Here is a 25,626-nt window from a genome sequence, read left to right on the forward strand (position 1 = left end):
CGCCGGCCTCAGGTCGTGGGGTCGAACTGCTGAGCAATCCACTCCATCCAGCGGCGGCGGACATCCCGCTGATGAACCGGATCGGGCGGAAAATGTCCGCCGGTCGGATACGCGATGAACTGGACCGGTGTACCGTTGTCTTTGAGGGCGTAGTAGAGCTTGTACGACTGCGTTACCGTTACCCGAGGATCACCGGTGGTCGAGAGGATCAGGGTCGGCGTCTTGATCTTGTGGGCATACGCCATCGGGGATTGTCGCCAGTAGTTCGCAGCGTTGTCGTTGAGCCAGGGCGACCCGCCCAGCCCGAAGCCCGACCAGGTATTCATGTCGGCCAAGGTGTACCAGTCGAACCAGTCCGTGACCGCCGCGCCCGCAACCGCCGCCTTCCAGACCTGATAGTGCGCGGTCAGCCAGGCGGTCATGTAGCCGCCGTACGACCAGCCGGAGACGGCCATCTTGGACTCGTCGATCAAGCCTCGTTGCTTGAGCGCTTCGACCCCGGACATCACATCCCGGCCAGGCCCATCGCCCGCGTCGTTGATGACGGCACTCTGGAACTTGTCGCCCTGATTGTTGCTGCCGCGGTAGTTCGGACTGAAGACGATCCACCCCTGCGCAGCGAGCAGCTGATTCGGCGCCGACCAACCCTCGGCCGAGGTGCCCATCGGGCCGCCATGGATACTGAGCACCATCGGATACTTGCGACCGGCAGTATACCCGGGTGGATACGTAATGACGCCGTTCTGGGTGAACCCGTCCGGCCCCTGCCAGGTGATGGTTTCGATCCTGCCGGTCTCGATTGCTGCGAAGGCACGGTTCAGCTCGGTAATCCGGCGGGGGGCCACCGTCAGCGAGGCGGCGTAATAGATCTCACTCGGCCGGTTGGGTTCGCGCCCGACGAAGGCGTATGCGCCTGAACGGCTCAGGTTCAGATCCGACGGGTCGACGTTGCCGAGATCGAGCTGGCGAATCCTGCCCTCGAGCGGCTGCACCCAGATCCGGAAGCGGGTCAGATCGGGACCAGTACCCACGATGGCACGGCTGTCGGGAGTCCACTGAATTCCACCGAAGTTACGATCGAGCGATGCGGTGACGTCACGAGCATCTCCGCCCTCGAGCGGAGCCACCAGCACACCACTGACTCTAAAGCCGATTTCCGGCCCCCGGCTCGCGGTCCACGCCACCGAACGCCCGTCGGGCGACACAATGCCCGCGACGCCGAACCCCTTCCGACCCGAGATCGTGCGCTCGGCTCCGGTCGCGAGGTCACGCAGCACTAGCGTACCGTTGATCGCCTCGCCCGAATGCGGCTTGGGCCAGACACCGAGCACCACCCGCCGTCCGTCCGGCGTCCACGACACCGACGCAACGTGGCGCACCCCGGACGTGATCCGGGTCGCTGCGCCGCCATCCGCCGGCACAGTCCACAGATGGGTCGGCAAGGTGGCCGCCTGGTCGAGGAAGCTGCTGTTGCCGACTTCGAATGACTTGTTGTGGCGCTCCTCGCCAGTCCGCTCCGGCGCCTCGTCACGGGTCAGGATGGCAAAGGACTCACCATCGGGACGCCAGGAGTAGCTGCTAACGCCATGCTTGAATGAGGTAATCCGGCGAGCCTCCCCGCCGCCGAGCGGCAGAACATAGAGCTGCGTTTCCTTCCCCTCCTCGCGATCGAGAAAGGCCAGCCGATCACCGCTCGGCGACCATTCCGGCGAGCCGATGTTGCGGCGGCCCGGGGCCAGCTCGCGTGAGCGACCAGTAGCGGCATCGATCAGCACCAGCGAGCGCTCGAAGCGGTTGTCGGCGTAGTTGGTCCGACTCAGCACGGCTGCGACCTGCTGTCCGTCCGGAGAGACCCGCACGCCGGAGACCGTGACCTCGAGACCAAGATCGTTGAGTTCGAACCGCCGCTGCTGTCCGCCCGCCGCCGCGGTCCAGGTCAACAGTAGGATCAGGGCTCCCGTAGCAGCACGCATCGTCGATTCTCCTGTGGTGGCATTGCAGCGTTCTCCTTCCAATCTATTCGCCTTCCGCAAAACGGCGACTCACCCTGCGAGACCGACCCGCCACAGCACGTAGGCATAGTCCGTGGCAATCTCCCGCAGTCGATCGTATCGACCGGATGCCCCGGAATGACCGGCGTCGAGATTGGTGAGCAAGATCACCGGCCGCGGGTCGGTATCGATTGTGCGCAGCTTGGCCACATACTTGGCCGGCTCCCAGTACATCACCTGACTGTCATTCAGGGAACTCCGTATCAGCAGAGCGGGATACGAACCTGAACGCAGATTGGTGTACGGACAGTAGCTCCGGATCCAGCGGAACTGCTCCTCGATGTCCGGATTGCCCCATTCCTCGTACTCGCCCACCGTCAGTGGAAGCGTCGGGTCGCGCATGGTATTCAGAACATCGACGAACGGGACCTGCAGAATGGCGGCGCTCGCCAGATCCGGTCGGGCGTTGATGACCGCGCCCATCAGCAGCCCGCCGGCGCTGCCTCCTTCGATCACGAGTTGCGACGGCGTGGTTCGCCCGACGGCCGCGAGATGATCGGCGACGGCAATGAAGTCAGTGAACGAATTAGACTTCTGTCCCAGCTTGCCGGCGTCGTGCCAGGGTCGGCCCAGCTCGCCACCGCCCCGGACGTGCGCCACCGCAAACGCAACCCCGCGGTCGAGCAGGCTCAAGCGGTTAGACGTGAAGGAGACCGGATAGGAGATGCCATACGCGCCATACCCGGTCAGGTAGGTCGGCACGGCGACTGTCGGCCCGGCCAGGCGCACCAGGGAGATCGGTACCCTGACGCCGTCCGGGGCAACCGCGAAAAGGCGCTCGCTGACGTAGCGGGACGGGTCATAGTCGCCCAGCACTTCTTTGCGCTTGAGCAGCACCGACACGTGCGTCTGCATGTCGTACTCATAGACGGACGACGACGTCACGAACGACTCGTATCGGTAGCGCAGCCGGGTCGTTTCCCACGTCAGGTTGATCGACGGACTAACGTCGTAAACTTCCTCGCCGAACTCCACCAGCCGACCCGCTGGGGAACCGACTGGACCAACCCGAATCCGAGGCAGACCCTCGCTCCGCTCCCAGGACACCCAGTGACCGGCAAAGCATTCGAACCCCTCCAGCATCACCCCGAGATGGGCCGGCAGGAACTCGACCCAGTTCGCCTCGTCAGGCGCAGCAACCGGAGCCGACACCACCCGAAACGTGGCCGCCGTGTCGTTGACCCGGATATAGAAATGGTCGCCGTGGTGCTCGATATCGTACTCACGGTCTTGCCGCCGCGGCGAGACAACACGCCAGGCGCCGTCTGGCGCATCGGTCTCGAGAACGTGTGCCTCACTCGTGATGTGGCTGGCGGCGTACATCACGAGATAGCGCCTGCTCCGGGTTCGGGTGACGATGACCCGGAAACGCTCATCCGTCTCTTCGTAGACGAGCCGCGCAGCTCCCCCGTCGACGACCGCGGCGTACATCCGGAACTCACGTTTGGTGACGGGGTCATCCACGGTGTAGAAGAACGCCCGACTGTCCGCCGCCCATGCGAACGAACCGACTCGCGGCACGGGAACGATCCGCGCCTCGCCGGTGGCCAGATCCTTGACGTGGAGTGTGTACTCTCGAAAGCCTGTGGTGTCGATCGCGTAGGCGAGCAACCCGGCATCCGGGCTGATTGCATACACACCAAGCCCCATGAAGGTGTGCCCTTCGGCAAGCGTGTTCAGATCGAGCAGGACTTCCTCGGGCGCCTCCATACTGCCGTGACGTCGGGCATAGATAGCGTACTGCTGACCCTCCACGGTGCGCGAGTAGTACCAGTACTCTCCATCGCGATACGGCACACTCAGGTCAGTCTGCCTGATCCGGGCCAGCATCTCATCGTAGAGTGTCGCCTCGAGCGGAGCGAGCGGCGCCAGCACCGCGTGGCCGTAGGCATTCTCGGCCTCGAGGTAGGCGCGCACCTCGGGGTCGTCTCGCCGGCACATCCAGGCATAGTCGTCGTGAAACGTTTCGCCATGCATCGAGAAGGCGGTCGGCTCGCGCCGAGCCACCGGGGGTATCTGCGTCGTCATGCCGTGCTCTCCGACCTGGCGTCGGGCCACACCTGCCGGATCAGATCCGGCAGCACGGTCCCCGCCGGGCCGATCAGGTGATGGATGCCGGCGCCGCTATGCTGACCGCCAGCATCCGTGTTCACAACGACCACGACCGCACCGGACGCGGCCGCCTGCCAGGGAAGTGATGCCGCCGGCTCGACGACGTTCGAGGTTCCCACGGACAGGAACAGGTCCGCCGACGCTGAGGCTGCCTGCGCACGTCGGAGCGCCGCTGCGGGAAGCATCTCGCCGAACCAGACAACATCGGGTCGGAGCAGGCCGCCACAGTCGGCGCAGGACGGAACCCGGTCAGTATCCGCAAACTCGGCGGCAATCCGCCCGCAGTCGCAGCACTTGACCCGGGCAATGTTGCCGTGGAGTTCGATCGGATCACGGCTGCCGGCCCTGAGGTGCAACCCGTCGACGTTCTGGGTGATCAGGGTCAGCTGAGGCACCAGATGCTCGAGCGCAGCAAGAGCAAGGTGACCGGGATTCGGCAAGGCCTTGGCCACAGCCAGGCGACGCGACCGGTACCAGCTCCACACCAGGTCCGGGTTACGCCGGAATCCCTCGGGCGTTGCCAGCTCTTCGGGCGAGTAATCGGCCCACAGCCCCGTCAGCGCATCACGAAATGTCGGGATCCCACTCTCGGCGGAGATACCGGCACCCGTCAACACCGCAACGCGCTGCGCCCGCCGGAGCGCTTCAACGACCAAGCCTCGCCTCCAACTTTGCCTTGGCATCGGGCCACTCGGTGGCCAGGATGCTGTAGTAGACGGTATCCCGATAGACGCCGTCCCACCGCAAACCGTGGTGACGCAGCACCCCTTCGCGAACCCCACCGATCCGCTCGATGGCCTGCTGGGACTGCAGGTTGCGGCCGTCGGTCTTGAACTGGATCCTGAGCGCCCCGAGTTCCTCGAAGGCATGCCGAAGCAAGAGGTACTTGCACTCCGTATTGATCGCGGTCCGCTGCGCGGCAAGACCCAACCAGGTCCAGCCAATCTCGAGCGCCCGATCGCCGTGGCGGATTTCCAGGAACCGAGTCGACCCGACCGCGCGGTCGGTCAGGGCATCGACGATGGCAAAAGGCACTTCACTCCGGTCCGCAGCAGCGCGCCAGGCCCGATCGATGATCGCAAGCATCGCCTCGCGATCCCGCGGTCGAGGCGTCGGCAGGTAACGCCAGATGGAATCGTCGGCGCCGGCCTCGAGCAGCTGGTCGGCGTGATCGTGGTCGAGCGGCTCGAGGCGGGCATGCTCGCCGTAGAGCACCACGGGCGTCGGGTTCATGGGTGACTCGGTCGGGGTAGGTGGCGTTCAATCTATCACAGCCGACTCATCGGAAGCACAATGGGGCTTGTCACCATCGCCTGGCCTGCCGACCCTTCACGCCAATGGCTACAGACCTGTTGTTCGAGCGGGCGGCGCGGTTCGGAGCCCAGACCGCCATCGTCGATCCGACCGGCAGGTTCAGCTACGCTATGCTGGCGGCCCGAACCAACGCCGTGGCGGCGGGCCTGGTCGACCGAGGCGTGCAGCCTGGCGACCGGGTTGCCTACCTGCTCGACCCTGGCTTCGAGCACGTCGCCGTCCAGTGGGGAATCTGGCGGGCCGGTGGTATTGCGGTTCCCCTCGCGGTCTCGCATCCCGAACGGGAGCTGGCCCATGTCATCGATGACGCGACCCCGTCGCTCATGGTTGCCGATCCCGGTGAATACCTGGCACGGCTCGCAGGGCTGGCCCGCGACCGCGGCATCCCGGTTGCCTCCCCGGGCGAGCTGCAACCTGACAGCATACCTGCCCTTCCCGAGGTCCGCGCCGAACAGCCTGCGCTGGTGATCTACACGAGCGGAACGACCGGACGACCGAAAGGCGTAGTCACCACACACACCAACCTCAGAGCCCAAACCACCACGCTGGTCGACGCGTGGGAATGGCGGGAGACCGACCGCAGCCTGCACGTGCTGCCGCTTCATCACATCCACGGCCTCATCAATGCACTGTCCTGTGCGCTCTGGTGCGGAGCAGCCGTCGAGTTCCTCAGTCCGTTCGATGCACTCCGAGCCTGGGAACGCCTCGGTTCAGGCGAGATCACCTTCTTCACGGCGGTTCCGACGGTCTACGCCCGGTTGATCGGCGCCTGGGAGGCGAGCGATCCGGCCCTCCGACGACGCTGGCGGCGCGGACTCGACGGAGTCCGGGTCATGTGTTCCGGCTCGGCGGCGCTGCCGGTGTCGACGCTGGAGCAATGGGAGACCATGACGGGCCATCGGCTCCTCGAACGCTACGGCATGACGGAAATCGGCATGGCACTCGGCAATCCGCTCCACGGTCGTCGTCGGGCGGGCACCGTCGGCGTCCCGTTTCCGGACGTCGCACTCCGCCTGGTCGACGAGGTCGGTCAGGTCGTTCCCGACGGAGCGGTCGGAGAACTCGAAGTGCAGAGCGCGCAGGTCTTTCAGGAGTACTGGCAGCGGCCCGAGGAAACGGCCAAGGCATTCCGCGATGGCTGGTTCCTGACCGGTGACGTGGCGATCCGCGAAGACGGCTACTACCGCCTGCTCGGCAGACGCAGCGTCGATCTCATCAAATCAGCCGGCTACAAACTCTCGGCGCTGGAGATCGAGGAGGCCATTCGCGAGCACCCCGACGTGGCCGACTGCGCGGTGGTCGGGCTGGCGGACGCGGACCTGGGAGAAAAGGTGGCTGCACTGATCGTCTGCCGAGAGACGGAGCCAGACCCCGACCAGTTCCGCACCTGGCTCAAGACCCGACTGGCGGCCTACAAGGTTCCCCGGGTCATCGCCTTTGCAGATGAGCTGCCGCGCAACGCCATGGGCAAGGTGACCAAGACGGCCGTTCGCGACGTGCTCCGTAGCTAGCCCTCCTCGGCAGGCGCGGAGCGCGAGGCCATTCGGGCTCGTCGGAAGAGCACGGCAATGCCCACCAGGCAGGAGACCGTCATCAGCATGAAAGCCACCATGCGAATGGTACGCGCAATCGCCTGATCACTGCCGAGCAGGTCGAACTCCGCCAGCAGATAGGTCCAGTCATGCTCGCCACCGCCGACCAGCGGCAGTTCCTGCGCACGGGCGTCCGCGACATAGCGCGCGATGTTCCAGCCATTCTGACCCAGCCACCAGATCGGCACGGTCACGGCATGCCAATCCCGTCGCCAGGCAAAGTGAGCCGCAAAGGCGAGGGGAAACAGAATCTGCAGCAACGTCCCGCCGAACGCCGCGAGACGCTCGCCGCCCCATCCGAAGACCAGATGGCCGGTCTCGTGGATCGCAAGGTCGACGTCGTCGAGCCAGGTGTAGCTGTCCGGACTTCGCATGATCCAGAGCCCAAAAGCGAACAGAACGGTCGTGACCACGACCCGGATTGCCTCCTCGTTTCGGCTCGACATCGGGCTCCCAGCTGGCGGAGCCCTGAATCTACCAGCGCCGAGGGTCCACCCTCGCGCGCCCTCGGGCCGGGTGCCTAGTTTTCTGGAGCCATGCGAACTCCTCCTCGTCGCCGGACCTTCTGGCGCATCCTCAGTTTCGGCTTCATCTCTGCCATGATCGGCTTCGGGGTGACGATTCTGACCCGGCAGCCATCGAACCACCGGCCCTGGATTGCCGATCACGCTCGGGCCCCGGAAATCGTCCTTTCCGACTCGCTGGTCCGGATTGCCAACCTGCGGAACTTCCAACTGGTCGGGAGCGATTCCTCCATCCCGGCCTATGAGACTCGCACCTACGATCTCAGTCGCCTCGATTCCGCGTGGTTCGTCCTGGCGCCATTCTCCAAGGCGTGGCGCGGACCGGCCCACGGATTTGTCAGCTTCGGCTTCGACGATTCGACCTACGTCACGATCTCCGTCGAGGCCCGCCGGGAAGTGGGCGAGGAGTACGGGGTGCTGGCCGGCCTGGGACGCAACTTCGAACTGATCTACGTCATCGGCGACGAGCGCGACGTGATCGGCCGGCGGGCAGCGTTCGGCGACGTGGACGTCTACCTCTATCCGATTCGCACCACGCCCGAGCGAGCCAGGGCCGTCTTCGTCGACATGCTGCGTCGGGCAGACGGGCTGAGCACGAGGCCAGAGTTCTATCACACGGTGCGCAACAACTGCATGTCGAATCTCGTGGCGAGCGTCAACCGGGTTGTGCCGGACCGGATTCAGGGTGGCCTTCGGCTCCTCCTGCCCGGCTATGCCGATGAGATTGCCCGCTCGCTCGGCCTTCTCGAAGAGGGCGTCACGATCGAAGAGATCCGGTCGCGCTATCGCATCAACGACGCGGCGGCACGGTATCTCGACAGCGCCGACTTCTCGCGTCGAATTCGTTCCTGAGCAGCTGGCAGACTCACTGCACTCGGTCCGCATCAGCGCTGTCACGACTGCCCGGATCGGCCAGCCTGCGGCGGGTCGAACGCGTCAGTCGTTAGGGCAATTTCTCCCCCCCTTCCGCATTCCCCGAATCGGGCGCATAATAGGTCCGTCGGACCTCCCCACCCTCAACGGACTTCGGACCCACGCGCCCATGGCGACACGCCGACTATCGACCAAACCCAAGGCCCCGGCAGCTCGATCCCGCGCAACTGCCAAGATTCCCGGCATTTCGCGGATCGACCAGGCGAGTACCCGGACCTTCGGTTGGTTCTGTCGCGTAGGGTATCGCCCAACCCCGACCGGCACGCGGCCCAAATTCACCGCCTTCTTCGGCGACGCCAGCAGCGGCGGCAAAAAGAAGGCGTTCGACCGCGCCGTGCTCTGGCTCAAGACGGTCGAGCGAACCGGCAAAGCCCCGAAAAAGAAGTGACCTGGCCGGGCACGCCCCAGCACCCATGAGAGCGTGGGTGCGAGGGGCGCTGATCGCCCTGGCGGCGGGTGCACTCGCAGCGGTCGCGCTGGAGATGCGCTGGCGTGCGCGCTCGCCCGCCGGGCACCCGGTCAGACTCGAGGCACCGGACGGGCAGCCGCCCATCGAGGCGCGCGCCATTCCGAGGCTGCGCACCGTTGCCGCTGCCGACGACGCCCTCTACGCCATCGAAGACCACGCTCTCTACGAAAGCCGAGATGGCGGCGCATCCTTTCGCTTGCTGGGCGTGTTGCCCAAACCAGAGCGGAGCGTCGGTGCGCAACTGCGAAACGCCATTGCGCGACTCCAGCTGGTCCGCCGGATCCGGCTGAATCGCGGGCCGGGAACCGTGGTCCGCCTTTCGACCGGGACGCTCCTCGTCTTCTATGACCGGATCTATCGGACGGCCGATCAGGGCCGATCCTTCGAGGCCTTGGGACCCTTCCCGGGCGGATTTCCCACCGGCGGCGTTGCCGTGGGCGCCGGAGATACGGTGCTGTACGGCGAGTACCGAACCGATCCGCGGCCCCATCCGGTTCGCCTCGTACGCGGTACCGACGACGGCCGCCGGTGGGAAGTCATCGAGCAGTTTGCCTCAGGCGTCACCTTTCACGTGCATTCCGTGACCTGGGACCGCTACCGCAACACCTATTGGATAGCCACCGGCGACCGGGGTGACGAGATCATGCTGCTTTCCGCCGACGCCGGACTGCAGCGGGTCGACACCCTGCTCCGTGGCACGCAGGACGCGCGCATCGTGTCGATGATCGTGACCGACAGTGCGCTCTACTGGGGCAGCGACAACGACGAGGCGGCCGCATCCATTTTTCGGTTCGATCCCGCCAGCCGCGCACTGACCCGCCTTCAGGACATCGGCAACCCGAGCTATGCCTCGGCGCGCCTGGCGGACGGTACCCTGATCGTCACGACGACATTCGAGCCGGGCTCCCGGTTTACCCGGGCATCCGCCCCCATCATGGGCTATACCAGCCTCTGGGCCTCACGCACCGGCGAGCAATGGACCGAAATCCTCCGCCTGCCTGCGGATACAGCAGCCGCTCTCGCGGGCCGCCGGGCCGGGATCCAGCTTCCGGCCAGCCAGGCGCCTCTGCAGCGGCTGGTCGTGACGCCTTTCTGGACCATCGAGCACGATTTCTCGACTCTCATCCTGCCACTTCCACCGCTCCCCTGACCCTGCCCGCCCCCCGGGCGGGCGGGCTTTTGGCACGGCTGAGCGGCAACGCTACTTTTCCCTCTGATTCATCAGTGGGGCGGTAACCATGATTCGGAAGATTCTCGTCGGCGTCATCATCCTGCTCATCGTGACCCTCGGTGCGGCCGCGTACGGCTACTCGCAAGGTGCCATCGTCCCGGGCCTCGGGTCCAAGTCACTCGAGCAGGTCATCGATCAGCCTGCCACCGGAGACTCGATCGAGCTTGCCAATTTCGCGAAGAACCGCTGTCGGCTGGCGGGCAGTGGGAAGCAAGCCTGCTACGAAGAGATCTTTCTGGAAATAACCGAGCGAGGCCAGGTGCGTCTGGCCATGGACGCGCTGTCCGTCTTGAGCCGAATCGATCCCGGCTCCAATCGCTACGGCCACGACCTGACACACGTGGTCGGCATCAACGCCTGGACCCCGGGCAAGGACGTCGGCGCAGTCTACGAGTCCTGCACCGGTCTGTATCAGTCGGGGTGCTACCACGGCGTCGTCCAGGCCTTTCTTGATGCGCAGGGAACCGACAGCGCCACCGTCTACGGTCTCTGCAACGACATGCCGGCAACAGCCTCGAACCTCTGGCTTCGGTTCCAGTGCGTCCACGGCATCGGCCACGGACTGATTCAGAACACCGGCCTGCACCTGCCCAAGGCCCTGGCCGGTTGCGATTGGCTGGTCAACAGCTGGGACGCCCAGTCCTGCTATGGCGGGGCGTTCATGGAGTTCATCGTCGCCGGTCGCGGCCAGTCGCACCACCCGCACCGCAAGGCGGGCCAGGCCGGCGACCATGGTGACCACACCACCGACGCGAGTCAGAGTTCGAGCGATCACGCCGCGCACGACATGGCAGGCCATGACCATCACGGCGCTGCGACCGACACCTTTGCCATCCGAGACCGTAACGATCCGCTCTATCCCTGCAGCGTGCTCGATACCAAGTACCAGTCGTCGTGTTTCGGCATGCAGGCCGGCATCATCATCGAGACGACGGGAGCCGACTGGGGCAAGATTGCCGCCGCCTGCGACGGGGCGCCTGTGGCGATGCAGCCCTCGTGCTATCAGGGCATCGGCACCTATGTCGCCGGTTACACGGTACTCGACCTGGACAAGTCGATCGAGAACTGCGCCAAGGGGAATGATGCGCTGCAAACGTGGTGCTACGTCGGGGCCGTCAAGAACTTCATCGACGTCTCCTCCATCCCGGCCGACGGCTTCCCATTCTGCGCCAGGTTGACCGATCGACGCTACGCAGTTGCCTGCTACAACGCCATCGGGGAGCAAACCAGCGTCCTGCGCCGAGACCCCGCCGATCGCGAGCCCATCTGTGCTCAGGTACCAGCGGCATACGTCGACGCCTGCCGCTACGGCGCGGGTCTTCCCGCACCGCGGCCACCTGAGCTGACCCCCTTCCAGCCGTCGGCGTGAGCGACGAGCTGGCGTTGCTCGGTCGGATGCTCGACCATCTTGCCTGGGCGGATGAGCGGGTCGCCCGGGCGCTGGCCGCGGCCGACTCGGTGCCCCCCGCCACGCTGACGCTGATGGCCCACCTGGTTGCGGCGGAGCATATCTGGCATGCGCGGCTGACGGGAACAACACCAGCTCATCCGGTCTGGCCCACGCTGAGCCTCGAACAGGCCACCCGGCTCGGACGCGCCACGGTCGAGGCCCTTCGCTCTCTGGTTGCTTCGATGAGTCTCGACGACCTGCACCGCGGCGTGAGCTACGCCAACAGCACCGGCACCCGCTTCACGACGCCGGCGATCGACATCGTGACCCACCTCTGTCTGCATGGCGCCTACCACCGCGGTCAGATCGCCACGACCGTGCGACAAGCCGGGGGCGTCCCGATCTCTACCGACTACATCCAGTTCGTTCGCGAGACTGTCACGCCCCCAGCGCCTCGCTGACGGAGTATGCGAGCGCTCCCGCCCCGGCAACCACGGGGACGGGAGCGGCTGCAAACCGAAGGGCCAGCGTCAGCGCCTCACCTCGAACTCCTTCTCGCTGACAGTGATGCCATTCAGGCTGATCGACACCTTGTATTTGCCGACCGGCCACGCGGACGCCCGCATGATGCTGAACTGAGTGTTGGCCGGGCCCGATGGTTGGATTCGGACGGTCGTCGAGTCGACCAGCTGTCCGTCACCAAAGGTCCAGATCGCGCCCAACGCAGCAGACGTATCTGCACCGGTCGTAGCTACCGACGCATAGATCGTATCGCGAAGGCCGAAGACATCCGTCGGGGTCACCACGCGCATCGACGGGTCGACACCCTTGCCAAGCTCGAGCCCCGCAAACGCCAGCGGCGGAGGTGGCGGCGGAACCTCGGCAGGTGGAGGCGGCGGCGAGGCCCGGTTGCAGGCGGCCAGCGAGGTCAGGGTCAGTCCCGCAATCAGTACTACACGGGCGAATGTCATCATCACGACGCTCCTTCCAGCTCCGGGATCGTCAGCACTTGCCCGGGCTTGATCAGGTTCGGATCGGGGCCAACCACCGACTGGTTGGCATCGAAGATCACCTTCCACCGGTTGGGGTTGCCGTAGTACTTCTTGGCGATCCTGGATAGACTGTCACCGGCAACCACGGTGTAGGTCCGCGGCGCGGGCTTGGGCGTTTCCTGGATCGGTGCCGTCGAGTCGACTCGACTCGTCACATCGGAAAAGTCCGGCTTTTCGTTCGCCATCGATTCCTCCCTAGGCGTTCAGGACGAACGTGACCTTCATGATCACGCGATACTGTACGATTTTACCCTTCTCGACTTCGACCTTCATCGACTTGACCCACGCTCCCTGAACGTCATCCAGCGTCTTGCTGGCGCGGGCAATGCCGGAGTTGATGGCATCCTCGAAGCTCTTCTTGGACGTCGCCATTATCTCCACGACCTTGGCCACTGACATGGTTCCCCCTTTGTGATGGTCTCGGCGAACAGCGGTAACGGTGTTGGAGTCCTGGTGGCCACACGGGGGCGTCCCGGATTCCAACGTGCGGTCGACCCGACGAGAACCCGAAACCGGCGACTCGACACTGCCGCCGAACGGCGTCGGTGTCGAACTGCCCCCGGGTGCACTGACCCTGGTTGCAGCGACTCAAATGCGATCAGCACGTCTCAAAGTCAGGACGATTGCCGGGGCCGGCAACCCCACATCGCGAGCAGCCGGCGGGAGCGCCGCCCGCGTCCGAGTGATCATCGAGGCGTACCCCGAGGGGCGCTCGCGCCCGCGTGCAACTCGGCGCTACCTTTCCGGTTTAGCCTTCAGCCACCACAGCCGACCTCATGCCATCGTCTCCGTTGCCAGCGGCTCGCGACAGCGCTCGGCCATGAAGCCCGGTACGGACGTATCGCTGACCGTACCCATCCGGGCCGCCCTTGCACGAGCGGGCAACCCGACCCGGGCCAAGGGCGCCCAGGCGTACATGAAGTCGACCATGCCGTTCCATGGTGTGGCGGTCCCCGAGATGCGCCGCCTGGTGCGGGACATCTTCGACTCCCACCCGATCGGTATGGCCGCCGACTGGCGCCAGGCCATCGGAGACCTCTGGGACCAGGCGACCCATCGGGAAGAGCGGTACGCGGCAATCGAGCTCGCCGCGCACCCACCCTATCAACGGTTCATTTCACTCGCCGTGCTCCCGCTCTATCGGCGGATGATTCAGGAGGGAGCCTGGTGGGATCTCGTCGACGGGCTGGCCGCCCGAGTGGCTGTGCTGCTCGCGACCTATCCTGACCGGCTCAAGCCCACCTTGCGGGCCTGGGCCCGGAACGACAACATCTGGCTTCGCCGGGTCGCGATCATCGCGCAGGTTTCGTTCAGGGACGCGACCGACAGCCAGCTGCTCTGGGATGCCATCGCCCCATCGCTCGGCTCGTCCCAGTTCTTCCTGCGCAAGGCCATCGGCTGGGCCTTGCGCGAGCATGCCAAAGCCCGGCCGGACGAGGTGGCTGACTACCTTGCCCGCCACGGCCCCGAACTCTCGCCGCTCTCACGGCGTGAAGCCATGAAGGGACTCGCGCATTTCAAACGCCGCGGTCCCACTCGCCAATCTTCGCGGAGGACCAGATGAAACGCCGCCAGTTCATCGGAGCAACCGTTGCCACCGGACTCTCGGCCTCGATCGCCCCTGGCGCCGGAACTGTCCGGGCAGCCGACCGCGCTGCCTTCGACAACTTCGAGCTGAATGAACTGACCGTCGCGGCGCTCCAGGAGGGCATGACGGCGGGCCGCTGGACCGCGCGCCGTCTGGTCGAGCTGTACCGGGGGCGCATCGACGCCATCGACAAGCGGGGCCCGGCCATCAACGCGGTGGTCGAACTCAACCCGGACGCCCTGGCGATTGCCAACGGACTCGATGCCGAACGGCGAGCCGGTAAGGTCCGCGGTCCGCTGCACGGAATTCCGGTCTTGATCAAAGACAACATCGATACCGCCGACAGAATGCAGACGACCGCGGGCGCATTGGCCCTGGCCGGATCCATCGCCCCGCGCGATGCCTTCATTGTCGAGCGGCTGCGCGCAGCAGGCGCGGTGCTCCTCGGCAAAACCAATCTGAGCGAATGGGCCAACTTCCGATCGCGCCCCTCCTCCAGCGGCTGGAGCGGCCGAGGGGGCCAGACCCGGAACCCCTATGCGCTTAATCGGTCGCCGTGCGGATCGAGTTCGGGATCGGGGTCGGCCGGGGCTGCCAACCTGGCGGCAGTTACGATCGGAACCGAAACAGACGGGTCGATTCTCTGCCCGTCTTCGGTCAACGGCCTCGTCGGTATCAAGCCGACGGTCGGGCTCTGGAGTCGGTCTGGCATCATTCCGATTTCCCACTCGCAGGACACCGCCGGGCCGATGTGCCGCACCGTGGCCGACGCCGCCGTGCTGCTTGGCGCGCTGACCGGCGTGGACCCACGCGACTCGGCCACCGAGGCCAGCCGTGGCAGGGCGTTGAGCGACTACCGTCAGGCGCTCGACGCCAACGCCCTCCGCGGCGCCCGGATCGGAGTGGTCCGCCGTCATATCAACGTCGCGGCCAAGGGCAACGCCGTGTTCGAGGAGGCGGTAGCTGCGCTCAAGAGAGCCGGCGCCGACCTGGTCGACCCGACCGATTTCGAAGCCCCTGCCGCGCTCGGCGCCGCGGAGGGCACCGTGCTGCACTACGAGTTCAAGGCGGGAGTCGAGGCCTATCTCGCCACGTTGGGCGGGCGGGTCCCGCACCGGACCCTGGCGGACATCATCGCGTTCAACAAGGCCAACGCGGCCCGGGAGGGGTCCACCTTCGGCCAGGAGAGCCTCGAGCGGGCGGCCGCCCTGGGCGACCTGTCCAGCCAGGAGTATCTCGATGCGCTGGCCACCTCCCGCCGCCTCAGCCGCGACGAGGGCATCGACGCACTGCTTGCTCGGCACCAGGTGGAGGCGCTGGTGGCCATCACCACCGGCCCGTCCTGGCCGATCGATCACGTTAGCGGCGACCGCTTCGGGGGCGGCAGCTCGACCTGGGCCGCGGTGGCCGGATACCCGGCCATTACAGTCCCGATGGGAATGATCCAGGGCCTCCCAATCGGCCTCTCATTCATGGGCCCTGCCTGGAGCGAAGCTCGTTTGATCGGTCTGGCCTATGCGTTCGAGCAGGCCACCAAGGCTCGGCGGGCGCCGACCTTTCAACCGGTCATCTAGCAGGGGGTCCGACCGGTCCGAGCCGGCAGCAGCGGGCAGCGGCTTCCCCTCCTCTCTGCCCCGCGCCAAATTGGGGACATGACTATTGCGCGGAAGGCCAGGATTTTCTGGCCGGTTTTCCTGCTGCTGTTCCTGGCCGATTGTACGACCAAGGGCCTGGCCGAAACCCACCTGGCGTGGTCGGTCCCGGAATCCGTCATCGGCGATTTCTTCCGCTTTACCTTGGGTTACAACCCTGGGGCCGCGTTGGGCATCTCTGTTGGAGAGCACTCCCGGATCTTCTTCAGCCTGACTGCGGCCATCATCGTGATTGTGCTGACCCAGATCTATCGCCGAGCGGATGCGAGAAGCACCATCGTCGGCCTTTCGGTCGGTCTGCTGATCGGGGGTGCGCTGGGCAATCTCTACGATCGATTGCGCTCGCCCCGAGGTGTGGTGGACTTCATCGATATCGGAATCGGAGACGTTCGGTTCTGGACCTTCAACGTTGCTGACATCGGGATCTGCGTCGGGGGCGTGCTGCTGGCCTGGTATCTGTCTTCCGTTCCCGAATCCAAACCAACATGATGAAACTGCTCGTCGCCCTGATCGCCACTGCACTGCTTGGGCCGATTACATCACTGGCCGCCCAGCGTAATCCCGACCCGGGCACGCTGTCCAAGGCGGGGGTTATCCGAGGCGCCGCCATGGTCGACTCGGTCTTTGTCGACCGAACCCTGCCAACCGGTCAGATCGACGGTGGCGATTGGGCCTCCTATCTGCTGGCCCGTCTCGACGCTGGACCGATGCCCGATGGTCTCGGCATCATCGTACGGGTCGACACCACCCATATCAACATCCGTGGCCGGCTGCAGGACCTGCCGCTGGAGACCCGGGCGCTGCTCGGCCCGATCGCAGCGATGGTGGACTCGAGCACGATGATCGCGGCAACCGTGCTGATGCAGCGCACCGGCCCCGAAATCCTCCGCTTCTGGCTCCGGAGCATTGCGGTCAATGGGATGGCGCTGCCCGAGTTTATTCTGGGACAGATGATGGCATCGGTTGGTCGGCAGTATCCGGCGCTGACCAAGACCGGGCGCGACCTCTACATCCAGGTGCCCCGCGACGGCGTCGTGCGACTGGCCACCGGCGCCGTGGAGCTCGGCATCGACCCGGCGTCATCAACCGCGTCGGCTCGGTCGCCCTGACGGAGCCGCCCTCCCCGCGCACGACGCGGCCGTCATTCGGCCGACCCCTGCTTCTGGCAGGCATCGCGGCCACCCTGGCGGGCCCCCTGCTGACGCAGTTGGTCGAGCTTGAGCACCTCCGTCGGGTGGGCATTGCGTGGCTGGGCGTTACCATCCTTACCGTCACCGCCCTGATCGGCTTGCTCTATCGCCGGCTCGGCGTCGGCGGGCTGACGTTCGGTGTCGGTGCCCTGGCGGTCGGCTTTGCGGTGCTCGGCGGCGACTGGTCCGGTCCGCTGGGCACCCGACTTCCCTGTCGCCACAACTGGCGGGTCGCCGACGCGTACCTGCTCCGTGCGAGCCCGCTCCGTTCCGTCACGTTTGAGCTGGGCTCCACTCGCGTCAAAGTCTGTTACGGCGCCCCCGCCAGCCGCGGCAAGCGACGGCTGGGCAGTCCGGACGTTCCTTACGGACATCTCTGGCGCACCGGCGCCAACGAACCAACCACGATTCGCAGCAGCGGGCCGATCGCCATTGCCGGGATGCCGGTGGTCGAGGGCAACGTCTCGCTCTACACTGTCCCCGGGCCGGAAACCTGGGAAATCGTCGTCAACCGGGCCACCAAACAGTGGGGCCGGGAGCAGGACTACACCGAGTCGATCGCCCGCCAGGAAGTCGGCCGAACCATCGTCCCGGCGGGAACCCTGGACCCGCCGTCGGATCGCCTCACCTTTGCCTTCGAGGGCATGAACGACGACTCGAACTCGGGAACCCTGATCCTGCGCTGGGAAAGCACCGAAGTTCGCCTTCCGATCAGGGCTGACACTACGCCGTAGGGACCCGGCCGGACCTGAAAAGGGGCCGCAAAATCCAATACCGTCGAGCAAGCTACCAATTGGAGAGGCGCAACCTGTCGCCGACGCCGATCGATTATGTCAGATCTTCACCGTGCGCTATCGGTACAGACATCAGCACATCTTGCGATCGAACTCAAGCCGGGACATAAGTGGTAAATTATTTCATAATAACATCATAGCCAGCGAGTGCCAGACTCAATGTCGCTGGGAGTAGCACCCCATCATACTGTGTCAATATCGCACACTCTATTTGACATAATACCGACGTCGCTCGTCGGGGCGCCGGCGCGATCGGAAAACAAGCCCGACTTATGCACGGGAGGGCAGGGCTAGTCGCCGTACGTCCGTCAGGGATGATTGTGCCATGGCCCAAGACAACTCCAACTCGACGCGCGATTCGCGGCCCAGCGCGGCACCGCGGCAATCCGCTGCGCGAACGGGGCGCCCGAAACTGACCAGCCTGCGGGCCCGCGTCACGCTCGGAGCAGCCCTTGGCGCACTGATCCTGATGGCGGCCGGTGCCGTGGTGGTGGTTCGGGCCGCAGGCGCCATCCGGTCTCTCGAGCGGACCCGGTACATCGGCCTCGCGGCGGACGCCCGCGGCCGCCTTGATCAGCTGGAGAGCCGGGATCGTACCCGCCTGATGGAGGCGGCCTTCTCTGACGCCCTCTATACTCTGGCGGAGAAGGGCCCGGCGCCTTCCGACTCGTTCATCCGACCCACGTTTGCCGATCGTTTCCTGAGCCAGCACGGCGATCCGTATCTCGGGATCTACGACCCGAACGGAAAACGCATCTTTGCCGCCGGTCGGTCGGGCAGCGCCGACCTGGCTCAGGTCGCCGGTAGCAACGTCTTCTTCCGAATGCTGGACAACCGGTCACCGGAGATCGGCCTGATCCGCCAGGGCGACCGACTCTACTGGATCGGCGGCGCACCGATTCTCCCGACGGCCTACACCGATGCCAGCCGACCGATTCGGGGCTATCTCGTGGTCGTCCGACCGTTCGATCCTGCCGCGCTGACTGGTGGCGCCGATCGGATCGGTACCCCGACGGTACAGCCGCTGACGCCCACCCGGCCTGCGTTTCAGCCTCGGGTCGATACCGACGGGCGCGACAGTGCCCGAGTCCAGTTTGCCCTGACCGACATTTTTGCGCAGCAGACATCACTGGCCACGGTGACGACCAGCCGCGCCGATTATCTCGCAGCCGAGCGTAAGGTGGCCCTTGCCGCCGGGCTCGGCCTGGCCCTGATCCTTCTGGCCGTGGCGGCCGCCTGGGCCGCCATGATGCGCTGGCTCGTCGCGCCGGCCGCAACACTGGCCCGCAGCCTCGGCGGCAGCTCAGGTGGCGCGCCAGGCTCACTGATTACCGCCCCGTCCAACGCAGCGGAGTGGCGGCTCGTCACCGGCGCCGTCAACCGGGTCATCTCACACCATCGCGCCGGGCTGGAGCGGTTCGACCGATTGACCCGGGCCGGCCGCGATGGTCTCTGGGAGCGCGACCTGATCTCCGGCGAATGGACCACCACCGCCCGCTTCCATGAGCTGCTCGGCTATCAGGACGGTGACATTGTGTCGCCGCTGGTGGCGCTGACCAACCGGCTCCACCCGGACGATGCGGGTCCGATTCTGGCCTGGCTGGCGGCGGACCGCCCGACACCCGCCACCTGGGCCAGCGATGCCCGGGCCCGCCGCGGGTCCCAGGACTGGTTCCCCGTGCGAATCGAAGCGGTCGTCAGCGCCAACGCGGTCACCGGCCGTCTGGTCGATCTGACGGGACAGCGAGCTGCGGAGCTGGCTGTTGCCGACGCGGAGGCACGAGACGAACAGCGCAAAGAGAGCCTCGGTCACCTCTTGCAGGGCGTCGCTGCCCAGCTGCCCTCCGGAACCGCGACGCTGGCCATCCGCCATCGACTGGAGCTGGTTGGTGCCGGTCTCAACGGAAGCCTGATGGCCACGCCCGCACCGTTCGACTTCTACACCTTCCTGCAGGAAGCCGCGCAGAGTCTCAATGCGGAGCTGGCAATTGCACCCGGCGTTTCGGACTGGGTCGAAGGCGACCGCAGCCTGCTGCGGACCGCCCTCGATTGCCTCGCCACGGACGCCAGCGGCGGACGTCTTTCGCTTCGAGTCGAATTCGAGGACCGCCGCACCCCGGACCGGATCCTGTTCACGATCGAATGCCGCGGAACCCCATTCACCGAGGCCCGCGCCAATGCGATACGGAGCACCCTCGGCACCGGGGAGCCTGGCTTCCCGGAGCCGTTCCTCGAGTGGCGCGCGGCTCATCACATTGCCCGGGCAATGGGCGGTACGGCGGCCTTCGAGTACGACGGCCCGGATTCGCGACGGCTGCTCGCCCTGCCATTGATCCCGGCAGCCAACCCGTTCGTCGGCGCCCATGCCGAGCCGGATTGGCATACCGCCGCGCCGGCCAACGCCACCTTCGGTCTCGACCTTCCCGAACCGGTCAGTGCCGCCGAATCCGGCGCAGCAAGCACCCCGGTCGAGCTGGTGGCCGATGCGACCGTCACGATCAGCTTCGACGACGAGCCAACGACCGACCCGCGTGCCGCCAACGCTGAACCCGCCATCGACCCGGCGACCCTGGAACAGATCACGGCGTCACTCACGAGCGGCTCAGGACTGGGCAGCCAGCTGATCACGCTGTTCCGGACCGAGGCACCGAGTCGGGTCGAAGCCATCGAACAAGCCGCCGGCGACGGCGACTGGGCCGCGCTGAGAGCGCGCGCGAACGACCTCAAGGGTATGTGCGGTCTGATTGGAGCAAGCCCGCTTGCGGCGCGCTGCGTTGCCCTGGCGGACTCCACCGGCGCGGCCGCTCGCGCCGCGGCCCGAGAGGTTCGCACGGAATGGGAACGAGTCGAAGTGCTACTGGACGGATTGGCCGGCGCTCAAGCCGGAGCCTAACGGAGTGAGTCAATGAGCATCTACGAGCCCGAGACGCAACCATCGGACGTTCATCGGAACGACACGGTGTCACTTCCCGAGATGAGCGAATACCTGCTGGCGATGCGACACGAACTGCGAGCGCCGCTCAATGCCATCATCGGGATGTCGGCGCTGCTGCTCGACGACGAGGTCACCCCGCGCCAGGCACAGTACGTCAAGAGCGTACACGCCGCGGGCGAAAGCCTGTCGGTCATCCTGAATGACGTGCTGGACCTCGCCAGCGTCGCCGCCAACCGGCTGGCAATCGAGCCGATTCCGTTCGATCTCAAGTCGATGATCGAAGAGACCGCCAGCGCGCTGACGCCGAAAGCCAACGAACGTGGCCTGGCGCTGCGGGTCGACTGGCGTCCGGAGCTGCCTCGCTATCTGGTGGGCGATCCGGGTCGGACTCGCCAGATCATCGGCAACCTGGTCGGATACGCCGTCAACGGGACCACACACGGCGAGGTGGTGATCCGCGTCATGCCGGACGGCGAGCGAAGCGGGATCCCCGCCATCCGATTCTCCGTGGAGGATACTGGCATTGGGATTGCCCCGGACCGGTTGGCGCGCATCTTCGACGAGTACGTTCCGCTCGACGCCTCGCCCTATCGGTCATTCGGCGTGACCGGTCTCGGCCTCCGACTCTCGGCCGAACTCGTTCGCCTGATGAACGGTGTGATCCATGCGGAAAGCGAGCCGGGGCGGGGCAATCGGCTCTGGTTCTCGATCCCAATGCCGACGGCGACCCAGTACGAGACCAACGCGACCACGGAACCGATGGTGACCGGCGGCGGCCGGGCCCTGATCGTCGAGGCCGACTTCTCCAATCGCTCCCGATTCGCCCAGCAGTTTCAGGATGCCGGCTGGCGGGTCGAGTTCACGGCGGAGATCGAGTCGGTCGCTACGCAGCTCCGGCAGGCGATGGCCGACGGCGACCCCTATCGCACCTGTATCATTTCCCACTACGCGGTCCGACCGATCCATATGGAGCTGGCTCGCGACCTCAAGGCCGACAGCCTGGTCGCCCCGGTGGCGCTGGTCATGGTCACTGCAGTCGGTAGCCCCGGTGATGGACAGAAGCTCTGGAACGCCGGCTTTGCCGCATACTTGCGGAAGCCCGTACCCGCCGAGGAGATTCGCGAATCGCTGGAAGCCCTCTCACGCCTGGGCCCGACCGGCAAAGGCCACTCGCTGATTACCCGCCACTCGCTGGCCGAGGTTCGGAACGCGCAGTCATTCGAAGTCGAAGGCATCGACGAGATGCTGGCCAGCCTGACCGCTCCGGCAGAGCCGTTGGCCGAGCCCGATTCGATCGAGTCGGTCGCCCCGAGCGACGAAGCCGAGCAGTTCGACACTCAGGTCGCTGACGCAACTGAGCAGCAGGCCGCCGCTACACTCGAGCCCCTGGCAACAGCAGCGCCGCCAGAAGCAGCATCAGCGCCTCTGCCCGCGGCCCTCGATTCACTGCTGGCGCTTCCGCTCCCCGAAAGCCCGAACGGCGCTGCGGTGAGCCAGTCCGCCGCTCCGGTTGTCGAGTCCGCCCGGCAACCCGACCCGGTTCCGACCCCAGGCACCGAGAGTGCGCTGCAAGCGGCGACCGGCGAGCCGCAGTCACTGATCGGGCCGGCCGTGCCACCGATCGAAGCCAGCGTGTCCGAGCCGAGTTTGTTCCGCATCACGCTCGACATGCTGGCGCCCCCGGCAATCCCGCCCGTCGCGGATGCCGCTCCAGAGGCCGCCGCAGCGCCAGCCGAAACATCCGATGCCGGCGCACTCGATGCTCAGCTAGTCTTCGATAGCGTACCCGCGGCGGTCGAGCCAGCCGCGGAGTCCACCGCGAGCGATGAGCCGGCAGCACTCCTGGCGCCGCCGTCCTCGACCATCCTGCCCGATCCGAACCCGGCGACGGAGGATCTGGCCGTGGAACGGTCGATCGAGGCAGTGATCGAAATCAGTGATACCGCGGAAACGGATGAAGCGCTGGCAATCGCCGGGAGTTCTCTCGAGGCAGACGTTACCCTCGAGGCGCCAGTCGAGGCGGCAGTGAATGACGCTATCGACGAGCCAGCAGCGCAGCTGCCAGTCTCCCTGATCGATGGACATCAGGACGCCCTCTGGGAATCGGACGAAGCGGTTGTCCCGGCGCTCGAGGGGCTGGTATCGCATACGGAGGAGACGATCGACGCTCCCAGCGCGGTGATCGAAGCAGTCGCGCTGAGCTCGCCGGGAGATTATCTGGCGGCAGACGCCGTTGGGGCGGCGAACGAGGTAGAACCCGCGAACGAGTCGGTAGTCGCCGAACGGGGAGCCGTATGTGAGCAGGCGGCGGTTGTCGAGGTCGCGGAGAAGGTTGAGTCGACAGCGACGGTCGACCCGGCTCCAGCGGTCGAGGCAGCATCGGTCGACGACCTGACTGACGCCACGTTTGCTGTCAACCACGGCGCCAGCGAAGCGATCGAAGCGACGGAGATAGTTGTCGATGCCTCTGTGGAGGCGATCGAGTCGATCCTCGACCGCAGCGACGCCAGCGCCTTTGTTGGGGCCGCAGCCGAGCCCGTCGGAGCGGATCCCGATCTCGACCCGGAACCTGAGATCGACGTCGCAACGTTCGAGGTGGTCAGTCCGCAGCTGCTGGATGGCCTGTCCACAGGCGGCGGCTTCTTTACCCAGCACGTGGTCAGCACCTTCCTGCGCGACGGAGCCGCTGAGGTCGAGCGACTCGCGACCGCAGAGGGTTCCCAGTTTGGTGAAGCCCTCGAACGGCTGGCCCATGCCGCCGAGTGGGTTGGCGCCGCCCGGCTGTCGGCCCTGGTAGCCGACGCAGCCGGACGATTCGAACGGACAGGACGAGCCGGTCCGACAGCCCGGATTGCCGCCGCGCTCGCCGAGGCCCGCGCAACGCTCGATCTCGCCAGCCCGCAGGGTCTGCCAGCCGAGTTGCCAGCGGTCGGCGCAGCCTTTGCCGAGCAGTTGTCGCCGGCCCAGCAAGGATCGGGACGGATGCTGGCCGTTACCCTGGCAGGCAGCTTCGCCTCGGAGGCTCCCGTCCGGGCAGCAGAGCTGCGCGATGCCGTGGCGCAGGGTAACACTGACGCAGCCCAGCGACTGGCGCAGACCCTCAAGGGCATGTGCGGTCTGATCGGGGCAGAGCCCCTTGCCAAGCTGGCTGCGCTGGTCGAGGCCGACGCGCGTCTCAAGCGACTGGGGCAGACCGACCGATACCTGACTCATATCGATCGCGAGTTGGAGCGGGTCCAGGCCTTCCTCGATCAGGCCCAGGCGTAACCTCACCATCCCTTTGGCCTCGGGCCTCGGAGCGACTCCGGGGGCCGAGGCCGCCGTTATGGGGCCGGACTGGCCGCCCGCGATGACTCGATCATACCTTTAGGGCATTCATGCTGCCCGGGATGCCGCGCGTGTATCGATCGTCCAGCTTTGACTTTACTGATCAACGAATCCCGGCCCGGTACGACGAGCGGCTGGTCCCGGTGCTGTTCGGGCCATGGGGTGAAGGGCTGGTTGCGCTCGCGCGGCCGACTCGCGGGTCTCGGGCGCTCGATGTCGCCACCGGGCCCGGTACCGTCGCTCGAGTCCTGGCCCGGGTTATCGGACCGAAGGGAATCGTCGCCGGATGTGATGCGTCGCCGGCGATGATTACACGGGCTCAGTCCAAGCCCGAGCGCGCGGAGTACGCGCCGATCGCCTATACCGTGTGCCCTGCCTCGCCACTGCCCTATCCGCACGCGGCGTTCGACTTGGTCACCTGCCAGCAGGGCCTGCAGTTTTTCCCTGACGGCGTCAGCGCACTGGCCGAGATGCATCGGACACTGGTACCGGGAGGACGGCTGGCCGCGAGTGTCTGGTGTCCGCCGGAAGACTGCACCCTTTTCTTTGCCTATCAGCAGGCGCTGCGCAATGCGGGGCAAGCCGAGCTGGCGGACCTGATGCGCGCGCCCTTTCCCCGGTGGACCGCCGATGACATCCGGGCCCGCGTCGCCGACAGCGGCTTCTCGGCCATCCAAGTCGGTGAGGAGTCTCGAGATCTTGTCTTTGACGGCGGCCTGAATCAGGCCCTGGCCGCTTTTGCAGCGACGCCGATCGGGCCACTCGTCGATGCCCTTCCGGATGCCGACCGCGCCGCCGTTGCCGACGCGGCTCGGCAGACCTTCGCACCGTGGACCATCGACGGTGTCATCCGCGGCCCGATGCGGTCGTGGATCATTCTGGCCACTCGCTAGTATGCTGCGTCGCATTGCGGTCTTTGCCGGTCAGGCCGACCTGGTCAGTCCAGAGGAGGTCTCCGCCGCGTTGCAGGTCGGACGCCTGCTGGGAGAGAACGCCGTTACGCTGGTGTTCGACAGCGCAGCAACCGGCATGATCGAGACGGTGGCCGACACTGCCGCGCAGAGCGGCGGTCGCCTGCTGGGCATCCGGCTCGACGGCCGGCCCGCCGGTCGGGCCGACCTGGCCGAAGATCGGGTGACCGCGTCGGTGGGGGCATGGCGCGAGGAAGTCGGGCGCCTGTCCGACGCATTCCTCGGCCTTCCCGGGGGGTTCGCCTCGCTGGGTGATGCGTTCGCGGTGTGGGGTTGGGGCGGCGGCAGCGTCGATCGCCCCCTGGGGCTGCTCGATCACGGCGGCTACTACAGTACGTTGCTCAAGGAAGGGTCCGACGCCGAGGTCGATCGTTTCGTGATCGAGTCGCAGCGGGGTCAGCTGGTGGTCGGCAGCAGTGCGGCAGAGCTGCTTCGTCGCATGGCGGACTACCGGGCCCCCGAAGACCGACGCGAGTAGCGGCAGCGCTACTCGCGGGACGG

23 protein-coding genes are annotated in these 25,626 nt (G+C 66.2%); 15 read left to right on the forward strand and 8 right to left on the reverse strand.

Annotated features, from left to right (window positions below; translation table 11 throughout):
- Positions 1–8: 8 nt before the first annotated feature.
- The 4 genes from KF785_05455 to KF785_05470 form a co-directional block, all read right to left on the reverse strand.
- Complete coding sequence (locus tag KF785_05455) at positions 9–1,973, reverse strand: S9 family peptidase (GenBank protein ID MBX3146196.1); 1,965 nt, start codon at positions 1,971–1,973, stop codon at positions 9–11.
- A 69-nt stretch (positions 1,974–2,042) separates the two neighbouring features.
- Positions 2,043–4,079, reverse strand: coding sequence for a S9 family peptidase (locus tag KF785_05460; protein ID MBX3146197.1), 2,037 nt, complete (start codon positions 4,077–4,079; stop codon positions 2,043–2,045).
- Positions 4,076–4,819, reverse strand: a complete 744-nt coding sequence (locus tag KF785_05465; protein MBX3146198.1) for an NAD-dependent protein deacylase — start codon at positions 4,817–4,819, stop codon at positions 4,076–4,078. The genes KF785_05460 and KF785_05465 overlap by 4 nt, the downstream gene beginning before the upstream one ends.
- Positions 4,809–5,396, reverse strand: a complete 588-nt coding sequence (locus tag KF785_05470; protein MBX3146199.1) for a GNAT family N-acetyltransferase — start codon at positions 5,394–5,396, stop codon at positions 4,809–4,811. The genes KF785_05465 and KF785_05470 overlap by 11 nt, the downstream gene beginning before the upstream one ends.
- A gap of 104 nt (positions 5,397–5,500) precedes the next feature.
- Between KF785_05470 and KF785_05475 the strand changes: the two genes are divergently transcribed.
- Complete coding sequence (locus tag KF785_05475; GenBank protein ID MBX3146200.1) at positions 5,501–6,988, forward strand: acyl-CoA synthetase; 1,488 nt, start codon at positions 5,501–5,503, stop codon at positions 6,986–6,988.
- On the opposite strand, the gene KF785_05480 is transcribed toward KF785_05475, so the two are convergent.
- Positions 6,985–7,515 carry a hypothetical protein gene (locus KF785_05480; protein ID MBX3146201.1) on the reverse strand — a complete coding sequence of 177 codons (531 nt, stop codon included), beginning with the start codon at positions 7,513–7,515 and terminating at the stop codon, positions 6,985–6,987. The genes KF785_05475 and KF785_05480 overlap by 4 nt on opposite strands.
- Positions 7,516–7,605: 90 nt before the next feature.
- On the opposite strand from KF785_05480, the gene KF785_05485 reads away from it, so the two are divergent.
- From KF785_05485 to KF785_05505, 5 genes are all read left to right on the forward strand, one after another.
- The gene (locus tag KF785_05485) at positions 7,606–8,445 is read left to right on the forward strand and encodes a DUF4105 domain-containing protein (protein ID MBX3146202.1); all 840 of its coding nucleotides are present in this window, start codon (positions 7,606–7,608) and stop codon (positions 8,443–8,445) included.
- Between the two features lie 190 nt (positions 8,446–8,635).
- Positions 8,636–8,914 carry a hypothetical protein gene (locus tag KF785_05490; protein ID MBX3146203.1) on the forward strand — a complete coding sequence of 93 codons (279 nt, stop codon included), beginning with the start codon at positions 8,636–8,638 and terminating at the stop codon, positions 8,912–8,914.
- Between the two features lie 25 nt (positions 8,915–8,939).
- Complete coding sequence (locus tag KF785_05495; GenBank protein ID MBX3146204.1) at positions 8,940–10,145, forward strand: hypothetical protein; 1,206 nt, start codon at positions 8,940–8,942, stop codon at positions 10,143–10,145.
- Between the two features lie 88 nt (positions 10,146–10,233).
- On the forward strand, positions 10,234–11,595 hold the full coding sequence (locus KF785_05500; protein ID MBX3146205.1) for a hypothetical protein: 1,362 nt from the start codon (positions 10,234–10,236) through the stop codon (positions 11,593–11,595).
- Positions 11,592–12,077, forward strand: coding sequence for a DinB family protein (locus tag KF785_05505; GenBank protein ID MBX3146206.1), 486 nt, complete (start codon positions 11,592–11,594; stop codon positions 12,075–12,077). The genes KF785_05500 and KF785_05505 overlap by 4 nt, the downstream gene beginning before the upstream one ends.
- Before the next feature lie 69 nt (positions 12,078–12,146).
- On the opposite strand, the gene KF785_05510 is transcribed toward KF785_05505, so the two are convergent.
- The 3 genes from KF785_05510 to KF785_05520 are packed head-to-tail and all read right to left on the reverse strand — an operon-like array spanning position 12,147 to position 13,040.
- The gene (locus KF785_05510; protein MBX3146207.1) at positions 12,147–12,590 is read right to left on the reverse strand and encodes a hypothetical protein; all 444 of its coding nucleotides are present in this window, start codon (positions 12,588–12,590) and stop codon (positions 12,147–12,149) included.
- The gene (locus KF785_05515; GenBank protein ID MBX3146208.1) at positions 12,590–12,853 is read right to left on the reverse strand and encodes a LysM peptidoglycan-binding domain-containing protein; all 264 of its coding nucleotides are present in this window, start codon (positions 12,851–12,853) and stop codon (positions 12,590–12,592) included. The genes KF785_05510 and KF785_05515 overlap by 1 nt, the downstream gene beginning before the upstream one ends.
- A 10-nt stretch (positions 12,854–12,863) precedes the next feature.
- Positions 12,864–13,040, reverse strand: coding sequence for a dodecin domain-containing protein (locus KF785_05520; protein ID MBX3146209.1), 177 nt, complete (start codon positions 13,038–13,040; stop codon positions 12,864–12,866).
- Between the two features lie 220 nt (positions 13,041–13,260).
- Between KF785_05520 and KF785_05525 the strand changes: the two genes are divergently transcribed.
- The 9 genes from KF785_05525 (at position 13,261) to KF785_05565 (ending at position 25,603) form a co-directional block, all read left to right on the forward strand.
- Positions 13,261–14,232 carry a DNA alkylation repair protein gene (locus KF785_05525; protein ID MBX3146210.1) on the forward strand — a complete coding sequence of 324 codons (972 nt, stop codon included), beginning with the start codon at positions 13,261–13,263 and terminating at the stop codon, positions 14,230–14,232.
- Positions 14,229–15,830, forward strand: coding sequence for an amidase (locus KF785_05530; GenBank protein ID MBX3146211.1), 1,602 nt, complete (start codon positions 14,229–14,231; stop codon positions 15,828–15,830). Before KF785_05525 ends, KF785_05530 begins: the two co-directional genes overlap by 4 nt.
- Before the next feature lie 78 nt (positions 15,831–15,908).
- Positions 15,909–16,397 carry a signal peptidase II gene (gene lspA / locus KF785_05535; GenBank protein MBX3146212.1) on the forward strand — a complete coding sequence of 163 codons (489 nt, stop codon included), beginning with the start codon at positions 15,909–15,911 and terminating at the stop codon, positions 16,395–16,397.
- A complete protein-coding gene (locus KF785_05540; protein ID MBX3146213.1) occupies positions 16,394–17,017 on the forward strand; it encodes a hypothetical protein in 624 nt (207 codons plus the stop codon). The genes lspA and KF785_05540 overlap by 4 nt, the downstream gene beginning before the upstream one ends.
- A gap of 125 nt (positions 17,018–17,142) precedes the next feature.
- Complete coding sequence (locus KF785_05545; protein ID MBX3146214.1) at positions 17,143–17,832, forward strand: DUF2911 domain-containing protein; 690 nt, start codon at positions 17,143–17,145, stop codon at positions 17,830–17,832.
- A 385-nt stretch (positions 17,833–18,217) separates the two neighbouring features.
- Positions 18,218–20,785, forward strand: coding sequence for an Hpt domain-containing protein (locus KF785_05550; protein ID MBX3146215.1), 2,568 nt, complete (start codon positions 18,218–18,220; stop codon positions 20,783–20,785).
- Between the two features lie 12 nt (positions 20,786–20,797).
- Positions 20,798–24,094: an Hpt domain-containing protein gene (locus tag KF785_05555; protein ID MBX3146216.1), complete on the forward strand. Its 3,297-nt coding sequence runs from the start codon at positions 20,798–20,800 to the stop codon at positions 24,092–24,094.
- Between the two features lie 131 nt (positions 24,095–24,225).
- Entirely contained in the window at positions 24,226–25,047 is an 822-nt protein-coding gene (locus KF785_05560; GenBank protein MBX3146217.1) for a class I SAM-dependent methyltransferase, read from the forward strand.
- A gap of 1 nt (position 25,048) precedes the next feature.
- Entirely contained in the window at positions 25,049–25,603 is a 555-nt protein-coding gene (locus KF785_05565; protein MBX3146218.1) for an LOG family protein, read from the forward strand.
- Positions 25,604–25,626: the final 23 nt, after the last annotated feature.

Source organism: Gemmatimonadales bacterium, assembly GCA_019637315.1.
Lineage (GTDB): Bacteria > Gemmatimonadota > Gemmatimonadetes > Gemmatimonadales > GWC2-71-9 > SHZU01.

Excerpts from the sequence above, each read along its gene's own strand:
- KF785_05455 (MBX3146196.1), bottom strand. The coding sequence starts at position 1,973 with ATGCGTGCTGCTACGGGAGCCCTGATCCTACTGTTGACCTGGACCGCG.
- KF785_05460 (MBX3146197.1), bottom strand. The coding sequence starts at position 4,079 with ATGACGACGCAGATACCCCCGGTGGCTCGGCGCGAGCCGACCGCCTTC.
- KF785_05470 (MBX3146199.1), bottom strand. The coding sequence starts at position 5,396 with ATGAACCCGACGCCCGTGGTGCTCTACGGCGAGCATGCCCGCCTCGAG.
- KF785_05475 (MBX3146200.1), top strand. The coding sequence starts at position 5,501 with ATGGCTACAGACCTGTTGTTCGAGCGGGCGGCGCGGTTCGGAGCCCAG.
- KF785_05480 (MBX3146201.1), bottom strand. The coding sequence starts at position 7,515 with ATGTCGAGCCGAAACGAGGAGGCAATCCGGGTCGTGGTCACGACCGTT.
- KF785_05485 (MBX3146202.1), top strand. The coding sequence starts at position 7,606 with ATGCGAACTCCTCCTCGTCGCCGGACCTTCTGGCGCATCCTCAGTTTC.
- KF785_05490 (MBX3146203.1), top strand. The coding sequence starts at position 8,636 with ATGGCGACACGCCGACTATCGACCAAACCCAAGGCCCCGGCAGCTCGA.
- KF785_05495 (MBX3146204.1), top strand. The coding sequence starts at position 8,940 with ATGAGAGCGTGGGTGCGAGGGGCGCTGATCGCCCTGGCGGCGGGTGCA.
- KF785_05500 (MBX3146205.1), top strand. The coding sequence starts at position 10,234 with ATGATTCGGAAGATTCTCGTCGGCGTCATCATCCTGCTCATCGTGACC.
- KF785_05510 (MBX3146207.1), bottom strand. The coding sequence starts at position 12,590 with ATGATGACATTCGCCCGTGTAGTACTGATTGCGGGACTGACCCTGACC.
- KF785_05515 (MBX3146208.1), bottom strand. The coding sequence starts at position 12,853 with ATGGCGAACGAAAAGCCGGACTTTTCCGATGTGACGAGTCGAGTCGAC.
- KF785_05520 (MBX3146209.1), bottom strand. The coding sequence starts at position 13,040 with ATGGCGACGTCCAAGAAGAGCTTCGAGGATGCCATCAACTCCGGCATT.
- KF785_05525 (MBX3146210.1), top strand. The coding sequence starts at position 13,261 with ATGCGATCAGCACGTCTCAAAGTCAGGACGATTGCCGGGGCCGGCAAC.
- KF785_05530 (MBX3146211.1), top strand. The coding sequence starts at position 14,229 with ATGAAACGCCGCCAGTTCATCGGAGCAACCGTTGCCACCGGACTCTCG.
- lspA (MBX3146212.1), top strand. The coding sequence starts at position 15,909 with ATGACTATTGCGCGGAAGGCCAGGATTTTCTGGCCGGTTTTCCTGCTG.
- KF785_05540 (MBX3146213.1), top strand. The coding sequence starts at position 16,394 with ATGATGAAACTGCTCGTCGCCCTGATCGCCACTGCACTGCTTGGGCCG.
- KF785_05550 (MBX3146215.1), top strand. The coding sequence starts at position 18,218 with ATGGCCCAAGACAACTCCAACTCGACGCGCGATTCGCGGCCCAGCGCG.
- KF785_05555 (MBX3146216.1), top strand. The coding sequence starts at position 20,798 with ATGAGCATCTACGAGCCCGAGACGCAACCATCGGACGTTCATCGGAAC.
- KF785_05565 (MBX3146218.1), top strand. The coding sequence starts at position 25,049 with ATGCTGCGTCGCATTGCGGTCTTTGCCGGTCAGGCCGACCTGGTCAGT.